Here is a 23850-nt window from a genome sequence, read left to right as displayed (position 1 = left end):
ACACACCTAATGGTAAATTTGCGCCCCAGACTGAGCGCTAATCGCTAATTGTGAGGCCATGACGCTCTTTCTGCTTGCCAAGAACTGGGCTTTCTTAAAAATTTTACTGAAATCGTATGAGCCAAAAGCCGATCTTTTTTGACCCCACAGGCAAGCGCGCACAACGCATGCGCCGTACCCGCCGCGTTTTGCTGTCGACAACAGCTGTCATTCTGGTGTCGTTTGTCGTCTATCTGTTGGTGATCAGCACCCCCAGCCATGCAGACCTGAGCGGGCGCGCGGCTGCGCTATTCAATTTGCCGATGGGCGGCGCCTCTTTTGACAAGGTCGCCCCAAGAACCAGCCAACGCGTCGCCGCCGAACTCCGTGCTCGCGAGCGCGAAATGGGGAGAGAAAAGAACGCCGCCCGCATCCACGAAACGCGCGGCAAACCTGCCCCAGCATGGCTGGCACCCACGCCCGGACGCGCACTCAGCATGGGCTTTTACGCCAACTGGGATGACAACAGCCTGCCCTCGCTTAAGCGCGCGCTGCCGCATCTGGATTGGGTCATTCCTGCATGGTTGAACCTGCAAGGGCCGGATATGGCCATGCACTCGGAACTCAATACGCTGGCCGTCGAGGCCATCAAGCAGATCAAACCGGGCATTCCGGTTCTGCCGATGATCCAAAACTCGGTGGAAGGCTCATGGGATGGCGCCGGTCTCGAACGCTTTCTGGCAGACCCAGTCAAACGCGCCACACGCCTGAAAGAAATCGTCACCTTTCTGCAGACCAACAAGATGCAAGGTCTGACGATCGACTTTGAAACTGTGCCGCCCGCCGCACAAAAAAATCTACTGACCTTCCTCGGCGAAATTTCCGCAGAGTTCGACAAGCACAACTGGGCGTTGCTGGTCTGCGTACCTTTCGACGACCCTGCATGGAATTACAAAGCCGTCGCCGATGTCGCTGATTTTGTCGTACTGATGGCCTACGACCAGCACTGGGAAGAAGGCACGCCCGGCAGCATTGCAGGACAAGACTGGTTCGAGAGTCTGCTCGACAAGCGGATGAAAGAACTCGATCCAGAGCAAACCATCATTGCCATCGGCAACTATGGCTACAACTGGGCAAACGGCAAACCGGCCGATGATCTGACGTTCCAAGAAGCCATTCAGGCCGCACAGGATTCCGAAGCCGATATCGATTTTGATGAAGACGCCGAAAACCCGCACTTCACTTATACCGAAGCAGGCGTAAAGCACGACGTCTGGTTCCTAGATGCCGTCACCAGCTTCAATCAAATTCACGCTGCTGATATCTACAAGCCATTTGGCTATGCGCTGTGGCGTCTGGGCTCGGAAGATCCGTCAATCTGGTCCGTGATGGGCCGTCCTTACAATGCCGCTGTGCTTGATGGTCTGCGCACGATTGGTGGCGGACACGATGTCGACTTCCAAGGTCAAGGCGAAATCCTGCGTGTAGCCTCGACGCCTTCAGAAGGCCAGCGCACGCTGGAGATCGATCCGCAAACCGGCGACGTCGTCGATCAGAACTACACCACTATGCCGATGGCCTACACCATCCAACGTTTTGGTGCGGTGCCTAAAAAAATCGCACTGACGTTTGACGACGGTCCGGATCCAATCTGGACGCCGAAGATTCTCGACGTGCTCAAGCAAAAAGGCGTGCGCGCCTCGTTCTTCATCATTGGTGAAAACGCCGGTAGCAATCCCGATCTCGTGCGTCGTGAAGTCGCTGAACATCACGACGTTGGCAATCACACCTTCACTCACCCCAACCTGTCGATCTTGCCGGAATCGCTGGTCAAGCTAGAGCTGGACACCACGCGCAAACTATTTGAGTCGATCACCAATCGCTCCATGCGCTTGGTGCGCCCGCCTTATCTTGGCGACGCTGATCCAACCACGTACGACCAGATTGAACCCGTGCGCATCGCGCAGAGCATGGGCTTTATCACGGTCGGCTTGCGTATTGATCCTGATGACTGGCAACAGCCCGGCGTGCAAGCCATCATCGACACAACGCTCAAGGAAATCGAAAGCACGGACGAAGATGTCACCGGTCACATCGTGCTGCTGCACGACTCTGGCGGCGATCGCTCACAAACCGTTGCTGCATTACCGATTCTGATCGACACCCTGCGCGCCAAAGGCTACGAGCTCGTGCCCGTGTCCGAGCTTGCTGGCTTAACACCAGATCAAGTCATGCCGCCGCTGCCTGCAGGCTCTGTGTTACAAAAATTTGCGGCGCCGGTATTTCTGGCGCTAGGGCAAATCGGCTCCGTTACACATCTCTTGTTCTTGGTCGCGATTGCACTCGGTCTGGCACGCGTAGCGTTTCTATGCATTCTTGGCCTCATTCATAAATGGCGCGAGCTGCGGCTCGTACGCCCCGTGTTGAGTGCCGATCCACCACTGCTCTCGGTACTGATCCCCGCGCACAACGAAGCCAAAGTGATCGTGGCTTCGATACATCGCATCTTGAGCAGTGACTATCCCAAGTTGGAAGTCATCGTGATTGATGATGGTTCCGCGGATGAAACCAGCGCTTTGGTCAATGAGAATTTCAGCGCGAATAAATCCGTCACGCTTATTACGGTGCCCAACGGCGGCAAAGCTAAAGCACTCAACATCGGATTGAAGAAAGCGAGCGGCAGCATCGTTGTTGCGCTGGATGCGGATACACAGTTTGAAACCGAAACCATCAGCTATCTCGCCCGCTGGTTTGTTGATGAGAAAGTCGGCGCTGTTGCCGGCAATGCCAAGGTCGGTAATCGCGTCAACACGATTACCAACTGGCAGGCGCTGGAATACGTCAGCGCACAAAATCTCGAGCGCCGCGCACTAGATCTATTGGGTTGCATCACCGTTGTGCCCGGCGCTGTTGGCGCTTGGCGCCGCTCCTTGCTGGATGAACTCGGCGGCTATCCTGACAACACGCTGGCAGAAGATCAGGACCTCACCATCGCCGTTCAAAAAGCGCGCTACAAAGTCTTGTACGACAGCGAAGCCATTGCTTGGACCGAAGCACCTGACACCGTTCAAGGCTTGGTCAAACAAAGATTCCGTTGGGCCTTCGGCACTTTGCAGTGTCTGTGGAAACATCGCGATGCCTTGTTCGCGCGACGCTATGGCACGCTGGGCTTTATTGCGCTGCCACAGGTCGTGCTGTTCCAGATTGTACTGGCGGTGATTTCACCACTGCTCGATCTCTGTCTGTTCTTCCAGATCTTCAAAACCGGCCTCGACTACATTCAGCATCGCGACCAATTTGATCCAAGCAATCTCTATCTCACGACGATCTACTTCATCGCGTTCATGGCGCTGGATACCGCGACAGTCGCTATTGCCTTTGCAATGGAGAAACGTGAGGAATGGGGTTTGCTATTGCTGGTTGCCCTGCAACGCTTCGGCTATCGACAGATTCTCTATTACGTCGTGTTGAAGTCCATCTTCTCTGCGGGCGCTGGCGCACTGGTCGGCTGGGGCAAGCTGGAACGCAAGGGCACCGTCACAAGTCCCGAACCTTCCAAACTTGAATAAGTAAAGTACATATTCAAAACCCAAACCCGCTACCAGTTTTAGAGCGCATTATCTACGTTGGCAATCAACGATCTTTTGGTTAAGGTCGCCGCCCAACCTTTTTCGTTTCCGCACATGTCCTCTGTCGCCAATCGCATTGCCACCCTTATTGCTTCTGAAATCGCAGCCAAGCCTCAACAGGTGCTGACCGCGATTGATTTATTGGACGAAGGCGCCACCGTTCCCTTCATCGCGCGCTATCGCAAGGAAGTCACCGGCGGCTTGGACGACACTCAACTGCGAAATCTGGAAGAGCGTCTGGGCTATCTGCGCGAACTGGAAGCGCGCCGCGCTGCGGTGCTCGAATCCATTCGCGAACAAGGCAAGTTGACAGACGATCTGGAACAAAAAATTGCCACGGTCGCAACCAAGGCCGAGCTGGAAGATCTTTATCTTCCTTTCAAGCCCAAACGCCGCACCCGTGCTGAGATTGCGCGTGAGAAAGGTTTGGGGCCACTCGCCGAAGCCTTGATGACGGATCGCAAGCTCGTCCCCACGGATGCGGCGGCCGCCTACATCACTGAAGAAGTACTCGACGTCAAAACCGCCCTCGAAGGCGCACGCGACATTTTGATGGAAGGCTTCGCTGAAAACGCGGAACTGATCGGCCGCCTGCGCGAATACATGCGCCGCAATGCCGTACTGCGCTCAACTGTCGCAACAGGCAAAGAAGCTGAGGGCGCTAAGTTCTCAGATTATTTTGCCCACCACGAACGCTGGTCTACCGTACCTGGCCACCGCGCACTCGCGATGATGCGCGGACGCAACGAAGACATTTTGATGCTCGACATCGAAGTGGACACGGAAGATCTCTCCGCCATCAAACCTGCTGAGAAAATGGTGGCTGATGCTTATGGCATCACCGGTCAAGCAGGCGCTGCTGACGCATGGCTGCTCGACGTTGCACGCTGGACCTGGCGCGTTAAATTTTCACTGTCGCTTTCTGTCGATTTGATGATGGAACTGCGTCAACGCTCGGAAGAAGAAGCGATTCAGGTTTTTGCGCGCAACCTCAAAGATTTGCTGCTGGCTGCACCTGCAGGTTCGCGCACAACGCTGGGCCTTGATCCGGGCATTCGCACCGGCGTTAAAGCCGCTGTGGTTGATGGCACGGGCAAGCTGTTGGAAACCGCAACGATCTACCCTTTCCAACCACGCAATGATGTGCGTGGTTCGCAAGCTGAGTTGGTTCGCCTGATCAAGCAACACAATGTCGAACTGATCGCTATCGGCAACGGTACTGCCAGCCGCGAAACCGATCAGCTTGTTGCAGAAGTGATTGCTGCGCTGCCTTCGAACAAACCGACACGCGTTGTCGTCAGCGAAGCTGGCGCCTCGGTTTACTCCGCATCTGAAACTGCTGCACAGGAATTCCCGAATCTTGATGTGTCATTGCGCGGTGCAGTCTCTATCGCACGCCGTCTGCAAGACCCGCTGGCTGAGTTGGTGAAGATCGAGCCCAAAGCGATTGGCGTTGGCCAGTATCAGCACGACGTTGATAAATACCGCATGGCACGCGCGCTCGATGCCGTGGTTGAAGATGCAGTGAACGCTGTCGGCGTTGATGTGAACATGGCGTCCGCTTCACTGCTCTCGCGCGTCTCCGGTCTCGGTGGTTCGTTGGCAAATGCGATCCTGCTGCATCGCGATCAGAACGGTCCGTTCAAATCACGCAAGGACCTACTCAGCGTTCCCCGCCTCGGCCCCAAAGCATTTGAGCAGTGCGCCGGCTTCCTGCGCATTCGCGATGGCATCGAGCCGCTAGACGCTTCATCCGTTCACCCAGAAGCCTACGATGTTGCCGCCAAGATCGTGACAGCCTGTGGCCGCGATTTGCGCACACTGATGGGCAATAGCGCACTGCTGAAGTCGGTTGATGCGAAGCAATTCGTTGATGACCGCTTTGGTCTGCCTACCGTCAAAGACATCATTGCTGAACTCGAAAAGCCTGGCCGCGATCCGCGCCCAGAATTCCGCACGGCAACTTTTGCCGATGGCGTGAATGAAATCGCTGACCTGAAACCTGGCATGATTCTCGAAGGCACCGTCACCAACGTCGCGGCATTCGGCGCATTCGTTGATATCGGCGTACATCAAGACGGCTTGGTTCACGTCTCGCAGCTCGCCGACAAGTTCATCAAGAATCCCTACGAAGTGGTCAAAGCTGGCGACGTCGTCAAAGTGCGTGTGGTCGATGTCGACGCCAAGCGCAAACGCATTGCACTGACCATGCGTAAAGAAGATTCCGCACCGCGCCCGCCCGTTGCAGCACGCTCAGATACTGATCGTCAAAAGCCACGTAGCGCGCCACCGCCTGCCAAAGGACGCAACGAACGCGCGCCAGTCACGGGTTCACTCGGCGCGGCACTACTGGATGCTTTGAAGCCAAAGAGTTAAAGGGCTCAAAAAATCTAGCCAAGGAAGGCTATGTCACCTCGGATACCGCTGATCCTTGCTGCGCTTTTGTTGAGCGCGGCCTCGACGGCAGCTGAACCGCTCAAGCACCAAATCGGTTTCTCGCCTTGCTGGGAAGGCCGCGTCTGCGCCTTGGATTTGGTTCTGCAAGCGATTGATCAAACCAAACCGCGCCAGCGCTTGTGGATGGCCGCCTACGGGCTGACGTCGAAACCGATCGAGGCTGCATTGATCGCTGCTCATCACCGCGGCGCGGATGTTCGTATCGTTGCGGATGAAAAATCGAATCGCCGCAACCATGTGACTCAACGCCTCATTGCAGCAGGCATTCCCATTCGGTTTGCCGACCGTTACGCCATCATGCACAACAAGTTCATCGTGATCGGAACTGACACCGTCGAAACCGGCAGCTTCAACTTCACCGCATCAGCCGCGAAGCGCAATGCAGAAAACGTGATCGTGATTCGCGGAGAGCCCAAGATCGCGCAGCAATATGCAGATGAGTGGCTGCGACTTTGGGATGAGGCCGGCCCGATCATTTATCCGTCGAGTGACAACATCAACAATAAAAACATCCAGAAGTAAAAACTTCTGCGGCAAATGCAAGCAGTATTTGCGCTGCGCGAGCGCGTATTGCTCATAAAATATACAGCGATAACCGCGCCGATTATTATTTAATCAATCTACAGAAGCGCACTGATTCAACATGGTTTTTTATACCTTATGCACAACATAGAAACAGTGATACACAAGTTCTCTGTGAATTTCTTATGTTGGATTTGTGACAGTTGAAACCAAATTAATTTTCCAGAACCTGTTCCGTCTCAAGTTCTGAGATACGCACCTCAACTTGATCAGCGCCCGCCTCCGCCGCAATCAACAAGCGCGCCGCATTCGCCTCAGAGACCACGCGTCCTCCCTGAATATCGACGACGTAACCTCTAGGGAAATGCAGTGTCGGCACATAAATTTGCGTCAGCACTGCAGTTGGCGAAGCGATGCCTGTGAGCATTGTTGTTGAATAGGTCAGCGTGAACACACGTTCCGCAGCATCAAAATTAAACGCAATGGGAACGCCTGCAACTGCCTGCGGATACGGACGCTCCAATATCGAAAGCTTCGCGTTTTTAGCGGAGTTAAAGTCCACATCGCTCGTGAAGATGCTTTGAGCGCCGGAGCCTTGCGCTTGCGTGGTTGGATCGCCCCAATTTTTATAGGACCAATAAGTCCACCCAACCAAATTACGATCTGCATTCGCTGTGATGCGTGCAATCTCGACGGTGTCGTCGCTCGCGCCGAATTCACTCAGCAGCGTTGCAGAGCGCAGACGTGCAGCAAGCTTTACCGCATTCTTGTCCACGCGCTCACCCAGCCGCGCGCAAGTTGCTGCTTTAATGCCATACGCTTTCATCATCGGCGCGGCGATACAGTAGTTATGCCATGACAAGCCGAGCTGTTCATCCGCAATGGGTCGGCTACCCAAATGCGATTGCGCGCCAAATTCAAACAGCACCTGCGGTTCAATCCAAACAATGTTGTATGGGTCTACTTCGCGTATGCCTTTGAGCACATGCTCATAAAATGGCTGCAACTTGTTATTTTCAAAATCAGCGCAGCCCATCGGTCTTGCACAAACAGGCCACACACTGCCGCTCCATGGCTCATTGATGATGTCGTAACCCATCAAGTAATCCTGATCTTTCCAGCGCGTAGCAACAGCCATCCATGCATCACGAAAATGATCGTGCATGCCGTCTTCGTTATTCCAGAATCTGTCGAAAGCAATGCTGACACGCGGGGTGACATACCCGAGTGGAAAGCCCGCCTTCAGCACATCATCAAAGCGCGAGGGCCTCACCGTCCACGCAGGAAACCCTTCGCCCAGATAAGCGCTGCCGTAGAGATCCTGATGAAAATCCAGCATCACATAAATTTTGCGTGATGCCAGAAGTTTCACGATACGATCAATCTTGTCGAGATAATCCTGATTGATCTGACCTTTGTCTGGCATCACTCCGGCAAACAACACGCCGAGTCGAACCACATTGAATCCGTGTGCGACAAGCCAGTCGGCGTCTTGTGCCGTAAAACCCTGTGCAGAATCGGGAGGCGAATACGGCGCAATTTTCCAAACCGCGTTAACGCCATGCAGGATCACGACCCTGCCCTGGCGATCCACCAACCACCCGTCGAGATGTCGCAATTGCTCGCGTACAGCAACAGGTGATGGCTGCATCGTTGACTCAGCAGGCAACACCGCATCAAGCACCGATGCCTGCGGCCACTTCAGCCAGGCGATCCCCAGGCCGACTAGGGCCACGATTAAAAACAGAAAACGCTTCAAAGCACGCCCTCAAATCATCTGCGAGGCCTAAATAACCCGGCATCCTAGTGATTGAATATGACGTTTTGAAATTTAGGCGCCCCCGTCGCGAACTCAACATGGCATGGCGTTTGCTTAATTAAACCCAAGACTGCTCCTTTAAAGAGCACTCCACCTGATCGACGAAGATCAGAACATACGGACAACGACGTCCACGCCATCGAATCCACCCGATGGCGTGGACTTTTTTTTGGCTCAAGGAAAACCGTTTGACTCGTCAACGGAGGCGCTGAGACATATGAGAATGCAGCGAAGATGGATATTGGCGAGCCTGATGTTCATGGCTGCATCTGGCGTGCAGGCGCAACAAACGAGTAGCTCAGCCGTCTTAATCAACGAAGCGCTCACTGTAGACGCTGCTGCTGTTCGCACGAACACGAGCACTGATATCACTCGTGCACAGGCCTATATCGGCAGCACAGCTGAGGCTCCTTTCATACGCGACATCACGCTGCGCCTTAATGACAGCGCGCCGGTTCGCTACGAGTTCAGTGACTCAGAATCACGCGCACTACAACGCAACGCTCAATATCAAGTAACGCTTAGCGGAATCAAAGAAGGCGTTAATCAACTGCGTGCTGATTTTCATACGGCCACTGCCTCGGATAAAGGCATCAAAGTATTCAAACAGGGCCAGCTAACAAAGAGCTTTAGCAGTGGTTCATCTGGCGTCACGCTGGTACTGACGCTGAGCAAGGCGACCCTCATCAACGATGCGTCGTTTGATGTTTCAATTCGCGAATCAACGGCTGGCACCTTAGGGAACCAATTAAGTGCAGTCGATTTCATGATGACTGACGGCGAGTATTTTTCAGCAGCATCAGTCCTGATGCGTTTAATGGCAAACAACCAGGACGCCACGCTTGTCGAAGCAATTAATAAACGACTCAGCGTATGCCGCGCAGCCTTGGGATTGCAGGCCATTGAATCTACACAAATCGGTAGTGATCCACTGACGATTCGCTTCAACCAAGCGTTGTTGCTGATTCAACAGGGCAAAGGATTTGAAGCGACGACAGAGCTAGATGCTATTGGGCTCTCAGAAGTCACAGAATCATCTGCGCTAACGCTGCGTGATCAAGCGAATTTAGTGTTGGCTTACTACTTTCTGAATCAAAGTCAGGGCGACAAAGCCATTCCGGTATTCGAACGCATTCGTAGCCCAGGGCCGTATTCCAATGGCGGTCTGCTTGGCTTGGGCTGGGCATTACTTCTTCCAGTCAATCGCGAAGGTGTTGCCAGCCCAATCACCACTGCAAGATATCCGACGATTGTGACTCCGCGTCTCACCGCGGACATCGTCGCGCTTCAGAGAGAACAAGCACCGCGCGTGCCTTCTGCCAGCAAGTTTCAGCAAACTGCTCTACGCAAAGCACTAGTACCTTGGACAGAACTCATTGGCCGCGATCCAACCGATCCGACAGTGCAAGAAGGCATGCTCGCGATCGCATGGACGCTGTATCACTTTGGTGCATATGCGCAGGCACAAGTCGACTACAACCGTGCAGCAGACCAATTCGACAAGGTTCGTGGATGGTATGACAACGCCATTGCGAGCATCCGCAGTGGCGGCATGATCGCGGCGATCAATGCCAGAGACGCTGTCAATGACAGTGGATGGGCCCAAGTAAACGCCTCTCTACCACCAGCGCGCGCTCGTTGGTGGCAGGGTGATACGCCTGAGACACCGAAAAACGTTACTGACACTTTTTACTTTGAGCGTCTGTTACTCAGCAACGATTTTGCCGAAGCATTGCAGGCCTATCGAAACCTGATGCTGGCTGACGGTGCCATCAAGAATTCCAACGATGAGCTGCACAGTCGCCTTTCTGCTGCGATTGCTGGACAACGCACGCAACTTGAAAGCATTGCCGTTACCAATCTGACTGCACAAAAGAAACAGCTCGATAAATATTTGATCGAAGCCCGCTTCGCACTGGCGACCATCTACGATCGCCCTGAACTGGCGTCAGCACAATGAAACAAGCCGGCCTACTAAAGTATTCAGCAGCAGCAATCCTCGCCCTGCAGTGCGTCGTCAGCAGCGCGGCCGATAACAAGCCTTCAACAGTTGGAAGCATCACTCACAACAACGGATTGAACAGCAACGGCGTACTTCAAATCGCGACGCCGACGATTCTGCGCGTTACGACGTCGAAACCATTGCCCCCAAACCCACGTGAAGCGCTCATCCAATATGACCGCCTTATTGAGCTGAATCCAGATCCCGTGATTCTCGCTGAAGCCTTGCGCCGATCGGCTGATTTACGTGTGCAGATGATCGATGCCTCCGGCGACTTCAATGAAGCAGAGCTGCGCAAAGCAATCTTCAACTACAAGAGATTGCTGAGCGAGATTCCGACTTACCAACACAATGATCGGGTGCTGTACCAGCTCGCGCGCGCTTATCAGTTGGCTGGCGATAACGAATCTGCAATCAACTCCCTGAAGACATTGGTCGCAAGCTATCCAGATTCCTTGCGTATTGGTGACGCCGCTTTTCGCTCTGCGGAATTGCTCTTCGCTAGCGGCAAGTACGATCAGGCCGAACCTTTATACAGAGCCGTGTTCAACCTCGGAAAAGAAAACCCGCTCTATCGCACCGGCGAATACAAATATGGCTGGACGCTCTACAAGCAGAGCAAATACGAGCAGGCTCTGGCTATTTTTATCCCGATATTGGATCGCGATCTTCCTGCAGGAGAGTTGACCGATTCCACTAGCCTCCAAGCTGCGCCAACAGTAAAAGGCAGCCCGTACGTCGCAGAAACACTACGCGTCACCAGCCTGTCTTTCGCAGCACTTGGTGGGGGCAAAGCAATCAACGATTACTTTGCCAAATCCGGCCGCGATCCGCGTTACTACGCCCTGCTCTACAGCGATCTCGGCAGCATGTTGATGGATCGCCAGCGCTATACAGACGCCGCTGAAACCTACGCCTCATTCATAGCGCGTTATCCGAAACACACCTTGGCACCAGACTTCCAAACTCAAGTTATCGCTGCTTATCGCAAAGGTGGCTTTAATGAGCTGACAATTTCCGCGAAGGAAACTTACGTCAATCTTTATGCGCCAGGCTCCGCCTACTGGGGGAAAACTGCACCTCCTGCGAAAGTTCTTGCAGAAGTGAGACAGGACCTCAGCGACCTTGGCAGTTACTACCACGCCAGAGCACAGAAAACGCCTTTAACCGAAACGGCTTCGCGTCAAGCTGATTTCTCAAAGGCCGCCAGCTGGTACAAAAAAACAATTGAAGCATTCCCTGATGCTCCTCAGGTTGCGGCAACGAGCATGCTCTACGCCGATGCTTTGTATGACGGCGGCCAAACTGAAGCCGCAGCTCAGCAATATGCCGTCACCGCCTATACAAATACTGGCAATCCCAAAGCAGCAGAAGCGGCTTATGCAGGCGTTCAGGCATGGCAACGTTTGGCGCGTGAAGTACCAGAAACTGCACAAACCCCTGCGCTGCTTCAGTCCATTGCGGCCAGCCTGAAACTCGCCGATACATTCCCACAGCATCCGAAGCTCTCAGCGGTATTGGCGCGCGCTGCTAATGATCTTTACGCAATCAAAGACTATCCGCAGGTTATCGTCGTTGCGCAACGCGCGATGCAGAAGTCGATGGCGACAGAATTGCGTCGAGAAACACAGGGCGTTCTGGCTGATGCCTATTTCGCGCAACAGCAATATCCACAAGCTGAAATAGCATATACAGCACTGCTGCCACTGCTCGAAACCACGGATGCAAAACGCTCTGTAGCCAACGAACAGCTTGCAGCCTCAATTTACAAACAAGGCGAAGCCGCTCGTGAAGCAGGCGATCTGCGCGCTGCCGCCAATCACTTTCAGCGTGTTGCTCGTATAGCGCCCGGAACCAGCATCCAAGCCAACTCCGACTATGACGCAGCCGCCGCATTCATCAACTTGCAAGACTGGAAGAACGCCGAATCCACGCTCGAAACTTTCCTGTCGCGTTATCCAAAGAACGCTTTAGCTGCGGATGCTGACAAGAAGCTGGCGTTTGCCTATCAAAAAGACAACCGGCCACTGCAAGCATCTGAAGCCTATGCACGCATTGCCGCACGCAGCACCGAGTCCGCAGACACCCGTCGTGACGCCGCATGGCTCGCTGCACAGTTAAGCGACAAGGCAAACGCCACAGCGCCAACTGCTCGCGCCTATGAGTATTACGTCAGCAACTTCCCGCAGCCGCTGGATCGTGCAATGACAGCACGTCGCCGTCTTGCCGATCTCGCACACACCAACAGCCGCGACGATGCGCTCTATCAACGCTGGCTGCGTGAACTGATTGACGCGGATACCTCCGCAGCAGCGCGCACTGATGTATCGAAGCAAATGGCAGCACAGGCCAATCTTGAAATCGGTCAGATCGCTGCCGCAAAAGCACGTGCACTGGCCTTGAGCATGCCGGTTAATAAAAGCTTGCCTAAGCGTAAGAGTGCCACTGAGGTCGCGATTGCGAGTTTCGAGCGTGCAGCGAGCTACGGATATGCAAACGTCACGACAGCCGCAACCTATGAAATCGGGATGGTCTATCGCGATTTCGGTCGTGCCTTGCTGGATTCCCCTCGCCCTGCACAGCTCCAAGGCGATGCGCTGGAGCAATACAACATTCTGTTAGAAGAACAGGCCAATCCTTTCGAGGAGAAAGCCATCTCGATACACGAAGCCAATCTTCAACGACTGCGCCAAGGGCTTTGGAACGATTCAATCAAGAAGAGCGTCGCTGCACTCGCCGATCTTTCACCCGCCAAATATGGCAAGCGCGAACAACGTGAGAACAGCTATGACTCACTCCGTTAAAGCATTTATGCAGCAATCGGTTGTCGGCCTGTGCCTATTCGTAACCGGCTGCACTGGCTTGGCGACGAAGCCTTACAGCCCGCCTGCAAAATCCGCACGCGGTTCAACACAAAATTCCGTACCTGCAGGCAATGCAAGCGCGAACAGCAAAGGTGATCCTGAACAGCGATTCAACGCTGCGCTCAAGCTGATGAAAGATCGCCAAACGCCGGAAGCTATTGCGGCATTCACTTCACTGGCGCGTGACTATCCAGAGTTCTCGGGTCCGATGACTGACCTTGCGATTCTCTACGCGCAGTCTCGTCAGCGGCCCCAAGCCATCGCTGGGCTCACCAAAGCAGTCAGCACCAATCCACGCAACGCAGTCGCTTGGAATTGGCTGGGCACGCTTTATCGCGAAAGTGGCGACTACCCACGCGCTGAACAGGCGTATCAGCAAGCACTTGCTACAAAGTTTGATTACGCCGCTGCACATATGAATCTTGGAATTCTTTACGAAGTCTCAATGAGGCGTCCACAAGAAGCACTCTCGCAATACCGTGAATATCTGCGGCTGTCCGGCAAAGAGAATCTGATTGTGACTGCGTGGATCAAGCAACTTGAAATGACCGCGGGCACGACGGTCGCTAGCGGAGCAGCGCCATGAAGCAATATCGCTGGCTAATGATCTTTGCTCTCTTGCTGACACAAAGCGTTTTCTCCGCACCGCCTAAATCAAGCAATGCTCCAGCGCCACAAGCTCTGGGCAGCACGATCGTTGTTGAGCAAAACTCGGCGATGGGCGTCACGCTGATGCCGTGGAAAGAGGAATTTGCTACGGGCCTGGATCAAGCCCCATCGCTCTATCGCGCACCAACGTCACCGATCAATAGCAACAGCCTGCAGCGCCAGACCGAATACCGCGACAATCTCAGCAGTTATCGCCGCAGCCATTCGCAGTTCACGCCGTAGCTCGAACATTATTTTTTATTGCCTTGAGATTTGTAAGCAAAATGCTCGGGCGCATTAATTTGGCATAGCGATTGCTACGTTAATACTGCGAAAGCACATCAGCTTACGTATACATATTTGAATGGGTCGACGACGACCGATTCTTCGGACATAGACGTCCACGTCGCAGGCAAAGCAGCCTGCCACGTGGACGTTTTTTTTGGCCTACGAGCAAGGAAGGGAGATTTAGATTCATGAACAAGTTCATTCAACTCGCAACTGCTGTGCTCATCGCCAGCGCGTCACTCAACGCTTCAGCTGCCGCCCCTACACTGCCCATCATCGGCAGCTTGCCCATTATTGGGACGCTCAATCTGTCATCGCTGCCCGTAGTCGGTTCACTCGGACTCGGCAATCTTCCGCTTGTTGGCGGCGGCTTGCCTGGCCTTGGCTCACTCGGTCTTGGCTCGCTCGACTTGGGTTTGCTAGGCGGCAAAGGCGGCTTGCCTACAGGACAACTACTTGGCGTTGTTACGCCAGTGCTCAAAGGCCTCACGCCTGTAGTGAAAGACGTCACGCAAGTACTGGGCGGCAGTCTCAATCTGGGTGATCTTGGCCTCGGCGAGTTGGGCTTAGTGGGTCTGGGCGGCGGCGGCGGTCTACCAACAGGACAACTTCTGCAACTCGTTGGGCCATTGGCATCAGGTGGACTGCCAATCGTCAGCAGCTTGGGCCTTCTCGGTAAAGGTGGATTACCGACTGGGGATCTCCTGACGCTCGTCGGCCCGCTCGCAACAACTGCACTACCACTCGTGAGCAGCCTCGGCTTGCTCGGAAGTGGCGGCTTGCCGACTGGAGAAATTCTCCAGCTCGTCGGCCCTATCGTTTCAATCGTACTCCCTGTTGTCAGCGGGCTTTAAAGCCGCACGGCATTACCCCGGGAGTTATATCCCGGGGTTCTTTTAATTTGGGGGCAGTAAACGGCATCAGCTTACTCAAGGAGTTTTTTCAACATGAAAAATAAGAAATTAGTAGCACTCTGTAGTGCGGTTGTAGCGGTTCATCTCTCAGGCTGTGGCGTACTCGCATCAAACGGTCTCGATTACTCTTCCTATCCAATCCCCAAGCTTCCAGCTGACTCCGTCGCTGTAACTTGTCAGATGCCAGAATCAGGAAAGCCGGTCTCTCTTGAAGGCTGCAAGAGCGGCGACACCATTGTTCTACATGGTGTGAACTTCGAATTTAACAAAGCCACACTCACGATCAACGCCAAGTCGCTGCTTGATCAAGTTGCCAGCGCACTGCTCGCACGCACCGATATCAAAGTTGAAATTGATGGGCACACCGATGGCAAGGGCACCGACGCATACAACCAGAAACTATCGGATAGTCGCGCAAAGAGCGTTGCAAGTTATTTGGTCGCACAAGGCGTTACTCAAGATCGTCTGACTTCGAAAGGCTTTGGCAAGACCATGCCGATTGCCGATAACGAAACCGACGAGGGACGTGAAAAGAATCGTCGCGTTGAGCTCAAGGTTTTAGAGTCGGCATCGCCGGTAATTTCTGTGGCTTCAAAAAATAACGCCGTCGTGATTCTTGAACCGCTGGCCGCACATGCGAGCGAACCAGGTGCAGGCATCCCAACTTCTATCGGCGTTCTCACTCATGTGCCCAACCCTGTAGAAGCGGGCCCTACGCCTACCTACAAAAATCAGCCATCAGTCGCACCAGAAGCGCCGAAGCCCGGTCCATCATGGAAGGCTCCTGCTGGCAGCGCTGCTTATGCAGCGCCCGAAGAAGCAGCACACACCATGCCGATGCCCAAAGCTAGTGCAGCTGCTCCGTCCACGACCGTTATTACCTCCACCGGCAACACAGTCTCGATTTCAAACTTCAGCTTTGTTCCTGACAAGTTAGTTGTCGCTGCCGGCACAACCGTCACCTGGACCAACAAGGATCAGACCCGACACACCGTAAAGTTTCCTGACAAGGATCAGACGATTGCTTTTGGTGAAAGCTTTAGCCGCACGTTTGCCAAGCCTGGCGAATATGTTTATCAGTGCGGCATCCATGCATCGATGAAAGGTACCATCGTTGTGAAGTAAGTTTGTCTATGTGTTGCAGTAGCAAAAAGCCCGCAGTGAAAGCTGCGGGTTTTTTATGCCCGAGAATTTTTTTGGCCTTAATCGATTACTTCAATTCGAACATCAGGCTCTACAGACAAGCGTCGCGCCAATGCAGATGTTGCTTGAATAACGCCATTGTCTTTAGCAATCAGGATTTGATCGATATCGAGCTTCTTGGCGAGTGCCCGCCATGAATCCGGGCCCGCCACAAACAAAGCAGCTCCACCTGCATCCGCGAGGGTTGCATCGGAATGCACCACCGTGAGCGAACGGAATCCCTGCACAGGGACTCCCGTCTTCGGATGCAAGATGTGCGAATAGCGGCGGCCTTCAAATTCGAAGTAGCGCTGATCATCTCCATGAGTGATCACCGCTTCGTTAAAAACTTCTAGCGAGGCAAGTAATCGTCTCGGATCCTGCGACGAACGTGGATCTCGAATCGCGACGCGCCATGGTCGCGAGTGATGTGCACCACGCGCAGCGAGATTTCCACCGGCATCGACTACAGCATCTCCAAACTGATGCTTGCGCAAAATATCTAATGCTTTATCGACGATGTACCCTTTGCCAATTCCGCCAAAGTCCCAAGAGACATTCGGCGCCGGACCGTAATACATTGCACCAGTAAAGTTGGGCGCTGCACTCATAGCGCGCAGCAAGGTTTCAATTTCAGAAGACGTTGGCGGACTGTCGCGCAATCTCGCAACGTCATCAAAACCCCATAGCCGCACTAACTTCGCAACTCGAGGCTCAAACAATCCACCTGATTGCTGATGAATCTTCCAAGCCTTGGTAAATAGCTCGCGCAGACCGTAGGGAACCTTGGGTGTTCCACCTGCACTGAGTGCTGAATTAAATTTCGAGAGCGCCCCATCGCCCCATGCCCAAGCCTCTCGACTAAAGGCATGCATCAATTCAGTAACGTTCTGTATCGCCAGCAAGGCGTCGTTACGTTGAGATCGATGTCCACAGACCAACTTCACACTGATCTCAGTCCCCATCGCGAGGAAGCGCTGATCAATTAACCGAGCGTTGCTTCCTCGTAGCAGTTTCAAAGGGTCGGCACTCAACGTCTTACGACATTACGTTTACGTGCTTGATTGGTGCGCCACATCATCCAGACTCCACTTATCGAGAGCCAAAGTGCACCCAAACCAACCAAGTCAATAACGTATGGACCGAAACGTCCGAACAAACGGCCGCTATGCATATCAATCAGCAATTGCTCCACAGCCACAGATGGGCGTGCATACTCTTCGAATTGCTGACGCTGTGTCATTGTTAATGTTGCAGGCTGAGCCCAATTCACCGTTGTTTTCGATGGCAACTTGGTCCAACTCTCACCGTCGATAGAACCGTATAAGCCTTTGTCTTCGATCACAACCATCGCAGAGTTTTTCTCTGCGGTACCAATGCGTTGAATTGCACTAACAGGCAGCATCAGTCCGGCTTGCAGCTCATCAATGCGCGTGCCGTCTGGATTCAGCAACAACACACTGTCATAAGTTGCTACAACCAACTTTTGATTTGCACTCTCGCCAATCACCACAATGCCTGTAGGCGATTTAACTGGCATCGACAAAAGCTTTCCATCAAGTACGGAATGCTCGCCAGACACTGCCAACCAATGTCCACCTGCGATAAATCCAGTTTCGGGCGACTGTGCATGCAGTCCATACACCGCCATCAGCCAGGTCCAATCAACGCGTGCTGCATCGAGTCCCCAGCTTGCACTCTGATTGAGCATGACGCCGCTAATACCGAGCCAGCCCATGAACAAGAATGCACCAAGCCCAGCTCGTTTATGCCATTCACGTAGCGTTGCAGTCAGCGTTCGTTTGGGCTGCGCCGGACGAGATTCTTTCGCCGGCATAGTCCATCGCGTACGCCACCTTGTCGTCACACTTCTAAAAGAACTTTTGTGCTTAACACTGTGTTCCGGCATGTCCGTCATCCGGCACGAGCATCCAGCGCCAAAACGGTGCTCGCCATGCGTTGCATCATTTGCACTGAAAGTGTCGCGCCAGAAATATTGTCGATATTGCGATCAAGTTTCCCGCCTGCAAGGCGAGCACCTAAGAATTTTTTAAGGAAAGATGGTTCTGCAACTTGTTCGCCGCGAGATTCGCGATATACGAGAACCTTGGCAGATTCAATTGCACCATTTTTCACGATGAATCCGGCTGTCGTTAATTGATAGCCTTGTTTGCCTAGGTCTTCAATAACCCAAGCAGTGCGTCCATTTGCACGCCAGTAGTGCACCGGACCTGTTGGACCGCTGATCACTTTTGGAGGTGGTGGGCTTCCACGAAACGCTTCAGCAACAAACGCTGCGGGCGTCTGATACGTCGTCCATAAACTTTCACCTGCACGTGCCATCGGCGCCAATAAAGTCGATGCCAAGACTGCGAAGGTGGAGCGAATGAACGCTCTCCTTGAGTCAAAAGAAACCCCATCGGACTTGCTCCGATGGGGGAATAGGGAATGCTGATTTGCCATGGCTTAAATCCTTATGGTGTTTTAATGGCAGCGCAGATTTAGCGGGTAACGATTGACCGCTCGAACGGCGCCAGTGCGGCAATGAGTTGGTTGCAAACTGAGTACGGTGTGTTGACGCGTTCGCACGCGTTGTATGCAGCTTCAACAACCGCGTTGAACTGGGTCAGCGTGATGCCGAGGTCCGCGTGAGCGGCGCTCATGCTTGCGCCTTCATACTGAACCGCACCACCAAGAACCATCTGTTCCAACTGCGTGTTCAACGCAATCTGTCGTGCCACATTTCCGTGCTCGATAAAGATCTTGTTGATGCGGTTGTCGAGCATGATGTAGTAGAACAGTGCTTCAACCCAGTTATGAACGCCCGCTTCTCCGCCGAACTTTTCCAGTGCATCGGAAGAAATTCCTGGATACGTGGTTTGCTTGCTGCCCGTAGGATCCTGAGCTGCAAGTGCCGGTTGAGCCGCAGCGAACAAGAGCATTGCTGATGCAGCGATCTGAGTAATGACTTTTAAAGATTTCATGAGAATCTCCTTCTTAGAAGCTAGCCTGCAACGAGATGTAGTAGCCGCTCTGGTTAGGCGTTAGCGTGATGTTGCCCAGCATTGCGTAAGCCATGGTGATCGACAGGTTCTTGCTCGGGAAGAAAGCAATGAATGCGTCGTACCAGTCACTTTCGTGTTGCGTCAGCGAGCCGAGCAAATCACCAGGAACAACGACGCCGTTCAGATCAACGCTCTGGCCTTCAAGGTTGCCGCCATGCTTCTGATACTCAACACCGATAGCAGTGCCTTTGTTCAGGAGATAAGCCAGCGAAACTTCTGGACGGATTTCGCGCTTGTTACCCTTGGGGCCGCCGAAACCTGTGAGGCCAGTTTCATTTGCTGCGGTGTAACGCAGAGTGACGTTAACCAGCGTGTTGATCGGGAAGAAGATCTTCGTCGCTGCGATGTAGGCTTCCCAATCTTTCGACTTGCTAGCCTGTAGCGTCTTCAGCAGTGCTCGGTTGTGGTTTATTTTGTAGAAACCACCGACCGCGACCTGAGGGATCAAGTTGTCGGAATCGTAAATTGCTTCGCCAAACACGCGAACCTTTGCACCGAAGACATCCATCTTGATCGTCGTGTTCCAAGGCGCAATGCCGGTAGGAAGTCCGAGCGTGTCAGTGAGAAGACCAACCGTGTTAAAGGTGCTACCCGTGGTGAGAACGTCATTGGTATATGACAACTCAACACGATCCCACAGTCCGACCGCACCACCGATAGAGTTCAACGCGTAGTTCGGCAGGTTCACGTAGGTGTAGTGCACGTCGCCGTTGATACCATCGCGCGTGCCGTAACCTGTGATCGTTGCCCACGGCGTAATACCGCCACCGCCAGCGCCGTCCGTCATGCTAACGCCGCCTGTGGCTAGCACTTTTCCATCGTTGTACAAATCTGCCCATGCACCAGCACTGAATAGTGCAGCCGATAACGCGAGCAACGCCGCACACGAAGGCAAATACCGGTTAACCCCAATTAATCCTTTCATTACCTAACTCCTTTTAATAGCCAGTTTCGAACTGCGTAACTGCAAAGCAAAAAAAAACGTCCACGTGCCTGGCTGCTGTGCCAGAAACGTGGACGTCGATGTCCGAAAAGAATTAGGCGTCATTGGCCAATTCTTTTTTGCTGCATATGACCCCAGTAGAGGTTCACGAGTTTAATTAAGCAATCGCCATGCCAAGATAGAATTTACTTTGAAAATTACTCAATCTTTCCTAGGCATAACGTGAAACGCATTGGTTCAGTGCGTCTCTAATCGTGCGTAATCAACATCTACAAATTGCGTTACAGAACATCTGCCGCACTCAAAAGAGCGCGCGCGTAATCTCCGATTTTTTGTTGCCGATCCATTGCCATGCGCCTTAAAAGTGCAAAAGCACCAGCCTCATCGAGATTGCGACGCTTCATTAATAAGCCTTTCGCTTTTTCGATATCGCGCTGATCAGCAAGGCGCGTTCGTGCAGCGTCCAACTCAAGTCTTAAGGTCTGTTGCATTTCAAATCGTGCAACAGCCACCTCTAATAAAGCGCTGACTCTCTCTGGCTGCAGACCATTGACGACATAAGCACTGACCCCTGCATCAACCACACGCCGAGCCGTTTCGGAGTCACTACGCGCAGCACAAAGCACAACCGGCAGTGGTCGTAGCTTGTTGATCTGCGCCAGAGACTCCAGCGTTGCCCTTCCCGGTGCATCAACATCAATAAAAATGATCTCGGGTTTGTGCAAATTCACTTCAATAGCCAAATCCGCCCGTGAATCCAGCCTTGCAACGATGACATGCTGCTCAATAGCCAACGCCTGCTCCAGCATCTGCATGCGCTCTGGATGGTCATCAACCAGCATTACCCTAAATTTTGTATGTGCGAGTTCCATTCACAGCCCCCCCTTTGCCACCATCTAATACGTAGCAAATGAAATGCCATGTTTGGCCATTTACACAGAAAGCCAAAAATTTACTTGTGATTTAAGGGTAAAATCTCCCAACTCGACCATTTGGGAACGCTAGTGCGCCTTTCCCTTTACACCGATTTTTCATTACGTCTCTTGGTTTATCTCGCTGGTATACGCGACGGTAAACCTGTCAGCGCAGCAAAGATTGCTGAGCGCTACAACGTATCCGCACACCACATGCACAAAGTTGCACAGGGCCTACGCAAATTAGGTTATGTCGATTCTGTCAGTGGCAGATATGGCGGATTAAAGCTCGCTGTTCCTGCGAATACCCTACGCGTTGGCGATGTTGTTGCAGCGATGGAAGGTGTTGGTGCAATGGCTGACTGCAAACGCGGCCCCTGCCCTTTGCACGGAGGCTGTGCACTTAAAGGTGCACTCGATCGCGCCGAACAAAGTTTTCTTGATGAACTTCGGAAGTACACAATCGCTGATGTTTTGCGTGGGCCAACATTGGTCCGTCTAGAACACATCATGCGCGCCGCCTAAATCATTAGGCGGCTTTTTCTCTAGGTGTTTAGCTGTTTAGAGTCCTCCGCGACTTTATCTATGCCCGTCTAAACTTGGCATAGCGATTGCTCCTATATTTCATACGTATCACAACTTTTAACTTGTGATTGCATTGGCCGAAGCCGGCCATTAATGGACACCGACGTCCACGTCAAAGGCATAACAGCCAGAACGTGAGCGTTACGTAGCGTTCTGGGATTTCGATTTTCCCGATGCGAGGTGTCAGTTATGGAATCATCAACACCAGATCAATATGGCCTGTATTTGCGACTGCTTCTTTTTGTCGCAACGGTCACCGCCTGCGTCGCACAGATCTCTTCATCGATGGCACTCCTGGATGAACTTGCATGTCATCCGCCAACATCCATCCAATCATCAGCGTCATCACATTCAATGAGTGCATCTTCACAGTGCGGAAAATCGCACTGATTTAGTTATATGGGCAATTTCAGACTGGCTTGATAATTGCTATGCAAGTTCTACCGGTAGACCTTAAGTCTCCGATGCTTCGCAACGGCGCGAATAACCCACTCTAAAGAACTGAGGTGATTCACGTGAAAGCATTCGTATCAGCATGCACCCTTGCAAGCATCATGATGAGCGGCGTCTGCATCGCCGATGAATTGAGTACAGCGAAAGCCGAAGAGCTGCTCAAACCTGTGATGGCAACTGACTGTGGCAGCTACTACACCACGCAGGGCAATCCAACTTTCGCGGATATCGAAGGCAAACAAATCTGCAGCTACAAGCCCACCGTCACGCGCATTATTAATAAAGGCGACGAGGCGATAGCGGAATACACGCATGATCGCGTGTTCGACAATAATCTTTCAGTCGCCTGGCTCAATGACTACACCAAGCTGCAATCGCCTTCGATGATGTTCAAGAAGCTCAAGTCCAATTTGGACGGCTGGCGAGCCAGTGGTGGCGTCGACAAGGGTTATCGTCCAGCTAAAGCAACCTTCAAACTCTCAGGCGGCAACTGGATGGTTGTAACAGCGCCTTAGCGCACACATCTGGCGCGCACCGAATACATTGCGTATTCGGTGCGCTAGATAATTACTCGAAGTGAATATCGCCAGCGTCAAACTTACGCGCAATCGTTTCTGCTTCAATCGGGCACTGACTGCCTGATAAAAAGGCAGACCAGAACGCAGAATCAAACTTCTGGTACAGATAAAAATATCGACAAGCAAGAATCAAACTCGGCTGACTCCACACCGGACCCGGGCGCTTGCTGCCCTTGATGCCGTAGTGATCTTCCATCTGAAAAAACGTAACGGACTTCTTTGATTCCCATACGGCAGACAAGTAAGCGTAGAGCTCCTTCATCTGCGCAGCCGTAATCGCAAAAGAATCCTCGTACGGTTTGTGCCAGGAAGCGGACTCATGCAGTAAAGGGTAAGCGCTCTCAGCCCACGCATAAGCATAGGCGTCACTTACCGTTCTTTCGGCAGCGGTACTCGTGTAGAGCGCCAGAATCTGGAATCTCTGCAGCGAAAAAAGCATCTCGTTGAGCTTGTCCATTTAAATTCTACTCAGGTGAAATTTGTTCAGGCGGGATTGAACGGCCATCCCGGTTGTTTCTTTGGGCTGACATAGGGGGTGCATGCGATGCGCGTGGCGTTGTCATTCAAATCGGCAATCCATGCATCGCTATTCTTGCCATCGCGAGTCACCGCATACTCGATGGAGTATTGATGCCCAGCAAGAAAATCTGTTTTGCACTGCCAGCCGCTTGGCGAATACATGCCAGGGCGACGCCAACCCGCCATCACTTCATGTGTACCCGGTGGCAACGCCACTTGCGGCGCCCACATTCCGTGGCCGCTACCTTGAGGATTCACCCTGATTGGATTGTCATCGACCGACACCAACACATTCTCAGGATTGCCCACTGTTGATCGACTCACGAGCGCAACCTTATCCGCAGGCGCATCAAGTGGCGGGAAAGCATCAGCGTTGTACGCACCGTTGAGATAACCGCCCACAGTCGCGCAAGACACTAAGCACACAGGAACAATAAGAACAAAAGCCTTCTTCATTGATTCACTCCGTCAGGAGCAATCAAATAAGCA

Annotated in this window: 20 protein-coding genes; 11 read left to right on the top strand and 9 right to left on the bottom strand. The window is 53.0% G+C overall.

What is annotated here, in order from left to right:
* Positions 1 to 116 precede the first annotated feature (116 nt).
* The 3 genes from CJD38_RS11610 to CJD38_RS11600 all read left to right on the top strand — a co-directional run bounded on the left by CJD38_RS11610 (position 117) and on the right by CJD38_RS11600 (position 6587).
* Positions 117 to 3548 (top strand): polysaccharide deacetylase family protein, encoded by a 3432-nt coding sequence (locus tag CJD38_RS11610; protein WP_107940529.1) that lies wholly within the window; start codon positions 117 to 119, stop codon positions 3546 to 3548.
* A gap of 114 nt (positions 3549 to 3662) precedes the next feature.
* The gene (locus tag CJD38_RS11605) at positions 3663 to 5984 is read left to right on the top strand and encodes a Tex family protein (RefSeq protein ID WP_107940765.1); all 2322 of its coding nucleotides are present in this window, start codon (positions 3663 to 3665) and stop codon (positions 5982 to 5984) included.
* A 30-nt stretch (positions 5985 to 6014) separates the two neighbouring features.
* Positions 6015 to 6587: a phospholipase D family nuclease gene (locus CJD38_RS11600; RefSeq protein WP_107940528.1), complete on the top strand. Its 573-nt coding sequence runs from the start codon at positions 6015 to 6017 to the stop codon at positions 6585 to 6587.
* Positions 6588 to 6801: 214 nt separating this feature from the next.
* On the opposite strand, the gene CJD38_RS11595 is transcribed toward CJD38_RS11600, so the two are convergent.
* The gene (locus CJD38_RS11595; protein ID WP_107940527.1) at positions 6802 to 8346 is read right to left on the bottom strand and encodes a cellulase family glycosylhydrolase; all 1545 of its coding nucleotides are present in this window, start codon (positions 8344 to 8346) and stop codon (positions 6802 to 6804) included.
* A gap of 283 nt (positions 8347 to 8629) precedes the next feature.
* Here CJD38_RS11595 and CJD38_RS11590 point away from each other — a divergent pair, with 283 nt between their 5' ends.
* The 6 genes from CJD38_RS11590 to CJD38_RS11565 all read left to right on the top strand — a co-directional run bounded on the left by CJD38_RS11590 (position 8630) and on the right by CJD38_RS11565 (position 16247).
* Positions 8630 to 10366 carry a hypothetical protein gene (locus CJD38_RS11590; protein WP_161554222.1) on the top strand — a complete coding sequence of 579 codons (1737 nt, stop codon included), beginning with the start codon at positions 8630 to 8632 and terminating at the stop codon, positions 10364 to 10366.
* Positions 10363 to 13212, top strand: a complete 2850-nt coding sequence (locus CJD38_RS11585; protein ID WP_107940525.1) for a tetratricopeptide repeat protein — start codon at positions 10363 to 10365, stop codon at positions 13210 to 13212. The genes CJD38_RS11590 and CJD38_RS11585 overlap by 4 nt, the downstream gene beginning before the upstream one ends.
* Positions 13196 to 13858: a tetratricopeptide repeat protein gene (locus CJD38_RS11580; protein WP_161554221.1), complete on the top strand. Its 663-nt coding sequence runs from the start codon at positions 13196 to 13198 to the stop codon at positions 13856 to 13858. The genes CJD38_RS11585 and CJD38_RS11580 overlap by 17 nt, the downstream gene beginning before the upstream one ends.
* Complete coding sequence (locus CJD38_RS11575) at positions 13855 to 14163, top strand: hypothetical protein (protein WP_107940523.1); 309 nt, start codon at positions 13855 to 13857, stop codon at positions 14161 to 14163. The genes CJD38_RS11580 and CJD38_RS11575 overlap by 4 nt, the downstream gene beginning before the upstream one ends.
* A gap of 233 nt (positions 14164 to 14396) precedes the next feature.
* Positions 14397 to 15062 carry a hypothetical protein gene (locus CJD38_RS11570; RefSeq protein WP_107940522.1) on the top strand — a complete coding sequence of 222 codons (666 nt, stop codon included), beginning with the start codon at positions 14397 to 14399 and terminating at the stop codon, positions 15060 to 15062.
* Between the two features lie 93 nt (positions 15063 to 15155).
* Positions 15156 to 16247: an OmpA family protein gene (locus CJD38_RS11565; protein WP_107940521.1), complete on the top strand. Its 1092-nt coding sequence runs from the start codon at positions 15156 to 15158 to the stop codon at positions 16245 to 16247.
* A 77-nt stretch (positions 16248 to 16324) separates the two neighbouring features.
* Here CJD38_RS11565 and CJD38_RS11560 read toward each other — a convergent pair whose 3' ends face one another.
* The 6 genes from CJD38_RS11560 to CJD38_RS11535 all read right to left on the bottom strand — a co-directional run bounded on the left by CJD38_RS11560 (position 16325) and on the right by CJD38_RS11535 (position 21184).
* Complete coding sequence (locus CJD38_RS11560) at positions 16325 to 17323, bottom strand: FAD:protein FMN transferase (protein WP_240783602.1); 999 nt, start codon at positions 17321 to 17323, stop codon at positions 16325 to 16327.
* A gap of 11 nt (positions 17324 to 17334) precedes the next feature.
* A complete protein-coding gene (locus CJD38_RS11555; protein WP_276307791.1) occupies positions 17335 to 18213 on the bottom strand; it encodes a PepSY domain-containing protein in 879 nt (292 codons plus the stop codon).
* A gap of 5 nt (positions 18214 to 18218) precedes the next feature.
* Positions 18219 to 18671 (bottom strand): FMN-binding protein, encoded by a 453-nt coding sequence (locus CJD38_RS11550; RefSeq protein ID WP_240783601.1) that lies wholly within the window; start codon positions 18669 to 18671, stop codon positions 18219 to 18221.
* A gap of 134 nt (positions 18672 to 18805) precedes the next feature.
* A complete protein-coding gene (locus tag CJD38_RS11545; RefSeq protein WP_107940517.1) occupies positions 18806 to 19288 on the bottom strand; it encodes a group I truncated hemoglobin in 483 nt (160 codons plus the stop codon).
* Between the two features lie 13 nt (positions 19289 to 19301).
* Complete coding sequence (locus CJD38_RS11540; protein ID WP_107940516.1) at positions 19302 to 20294, bottom strand: DUF3034 family protein; 993 nt, start codon at positions 20292 to 20294, stop codon at positions 19302 to 19304.
* Positions 20295 to 20593: 299 nt separating this feature from the next.
* Positions 20594 to 21184 carry an ANTAR domain-containing response regulator gene (locus tag CJD38_RS11535; RefSeq protein WP_107940515.1) on the bottom strand — a complete coding sequence of 197 codons (591 nt, stop codon included), beginning with the start codon at positions 21182 to 21184 and terminating at the stop codon, positions 20594 to 20596.
* Between the two features lie 132 nt (positions 21185 to 21316).
* Between CJD38_RS11535 and CJD38_RS11530 the strand changes: the two genes are divergently transcribed.
* Both CJD38_RS11530 and CJD38_RS11525 read left to right on the top strand, forming a co-directional pair.
* A complete protein-coding gene (locus CJD38_RS11530; RefSeq protein ID WP_161554219.1) occupies positions 21317 to 21751 on the top strand; it encodes an RrF2 family transcriptional regulator in 435 nt (144 codons plus the stop codon).
* Positions 21752 to 22326: 575 nt separating this feature from the next.
* Positions 22327 to 22779: a hypothetical protein gene (locus tag CJD38_RS11525; protein ID WP_146165976.1), complete on the top strand. Its 453-nt coding sequence runs from the start codon at positions 22327 to 22329 to the stop codon at positions 22777 to 22779.
* Positions 22780 to 22831: 52 nt separating this feature from the next.
* On the opposite strand, the gene CJD38_RS11520 is transcribed toward CJD38_RS11525, so the two are convergent.
* Positions 22832 to 23299, bottom strand: a complete 468-nt coding sequence (locus tag CJD38_RS11520) for a hypothetical protein (RefSeq protein ID WP_107940512.1) — start codon at positions 23297 to 23299, stop codon at positions 22832 to 22834.
* A gap of 26 nt (positions 23300 to 23325) precedes the next feature.
* On the bottom strand, positions 23326 to 23817 hold the full coding sequence (locus CJD38_RS11515) for a hypothetical protein (RefSeq protein WP_146165975.1): 492 nt from the start codon (positions 23815 to 23817) through the stop codon (positions 23326 to 23328).
* Between the last annotated feature and the right edge of the window lie 33 nt (positions 23818 to 23850).

This window comes from Stenotrophobium rhamnosiphilum (genome assembly GCF_003052265.1).
Lineage (GTDB): Bacteria > Pseudomonadota > Gammaproteobacteria > Nevskiales > Nevskiaceae > Stenotrophobium > Stenotrophobium rhamnosiphilum.
Note: the sequence above shows the minus strand (reverse complement) of the source record. Positions and strands in the feature narration are given on the sequence as shown.

What these genes read in the sequence shown, in the direction of transcription:
- CJD38_RS11520 (WP_107940512.1), bottom strand. Translation starts at nt 23,299, where the DNA reads ATGGACAAGCTCAACGAGATGCTTTTTTCGCTGCAGAGATTCCAGATT.
- CJD38_RS11555 (WP_276307791.1), bottom strand. Translation starts at nt 18,213, where the DNA reads ATGCCGGAACACAGTGTTAAGCACAAAAGTTCTTTTAGAAGTGTGACG.
- CJD38_RS11545 (WP_107940517.1), bottom strand. Translation starts at nt 19,288, where the DNA reads ATGAAATCTTTAAAAGTCATTACTCAGATCGCTGCATCAGCAATGCTC.
- CJD38_RS11535 (WP_107940515.1), bottom strand. Translation starts at nt 21,184, where the DNA reads ATGGAACTCGCACATACAAAATTTAGGGTAATGCTGGTTGATGACCAT.
- CJD38_RS11515 (WP_146165975.1), bottom strand. Translation starts at nt 23,817, where the DNA reads ATGAAGAAGGCTTTTGTTCTTATTGTTCCTGTGTGCTTAGTGTCTTGC.
- CJD38_RS11590 (WP_161554222.1), top strand. Translation starts at nt 8,630, where the DNA reads ATGCAGCGAAGATGGATATTGGCGAGCCTGATGTTCATGGCTGCATCT.
- CJD38_RS11600 (WP_107940528.1), top strand. Translation starts at nt 6,015, where the DNA reads ATGTCACCTCGGATACCGCTGATCCTTGCTGCGCTTTTGTTGAGCGCG.
- CJD38_RS11610 (WP_107940529.1), top strand. Translation starts at nt 117, where the DNA reads ATGAGCCAAAAGCCGATCTTTTTTGACCCCACAGGCAAGCGCGCACAA.
- CJD38_RS11585 (WP_107940525.1), top strand. Translation starts at nt 10,363, where the DNA reads ATGAAACAAGCCGGCCTACTAAAGTATTCAGCAGCAGCAATCCTCGCC.
- CJD38_RS11580 (WP_161554221.1), top strand. Translation starts at nt 13,196, where the DNA reads ATGACTCACTCCGTTAAAGCATTTATGCAGCAATCGGTTGTCGGCCTG.
- CJD38_RS11540 (WP_107940516.1), bottom strand. Translation starts at nt 20,294, where the DNA reads ATGAAAGGATTAATTGGGGTTAACCGGTATTTGCCTTCGTGTGCGGCG.
- CJD38_RS11575 (WP_107940523.1), top strand. Translation starts at nt 13,855, where the DNA reads ATGAAGCAATATCGCTGGCTAATGATCTTTGCTCTCTTGCTGACACAA.
- CJD38_RS11565 (WP_107940521.1), top strand. Translation starts at nt 15,156, where the DNA reads ATGAAAAATAAGAAATTAGTAGCACTCTGTAGTGCGGTTGTAGCGGTT.
- CJD38_RS11605 (WP_107940765.1), top strand. Translation starts at nt 3,663, where the DNA reads ATGTCCTCTGTCGCCAATCGCATTGCCACCCTTATTGCTTCTGAAATC.
- CJD38_RS11570 (WP_107940522.1), top strand. Translation starts at nt 14,397, where the DNA reads ATGAACAAGTTCATTCAACTCGCAACTGCTGTGCTCATCGCCAGCGCG.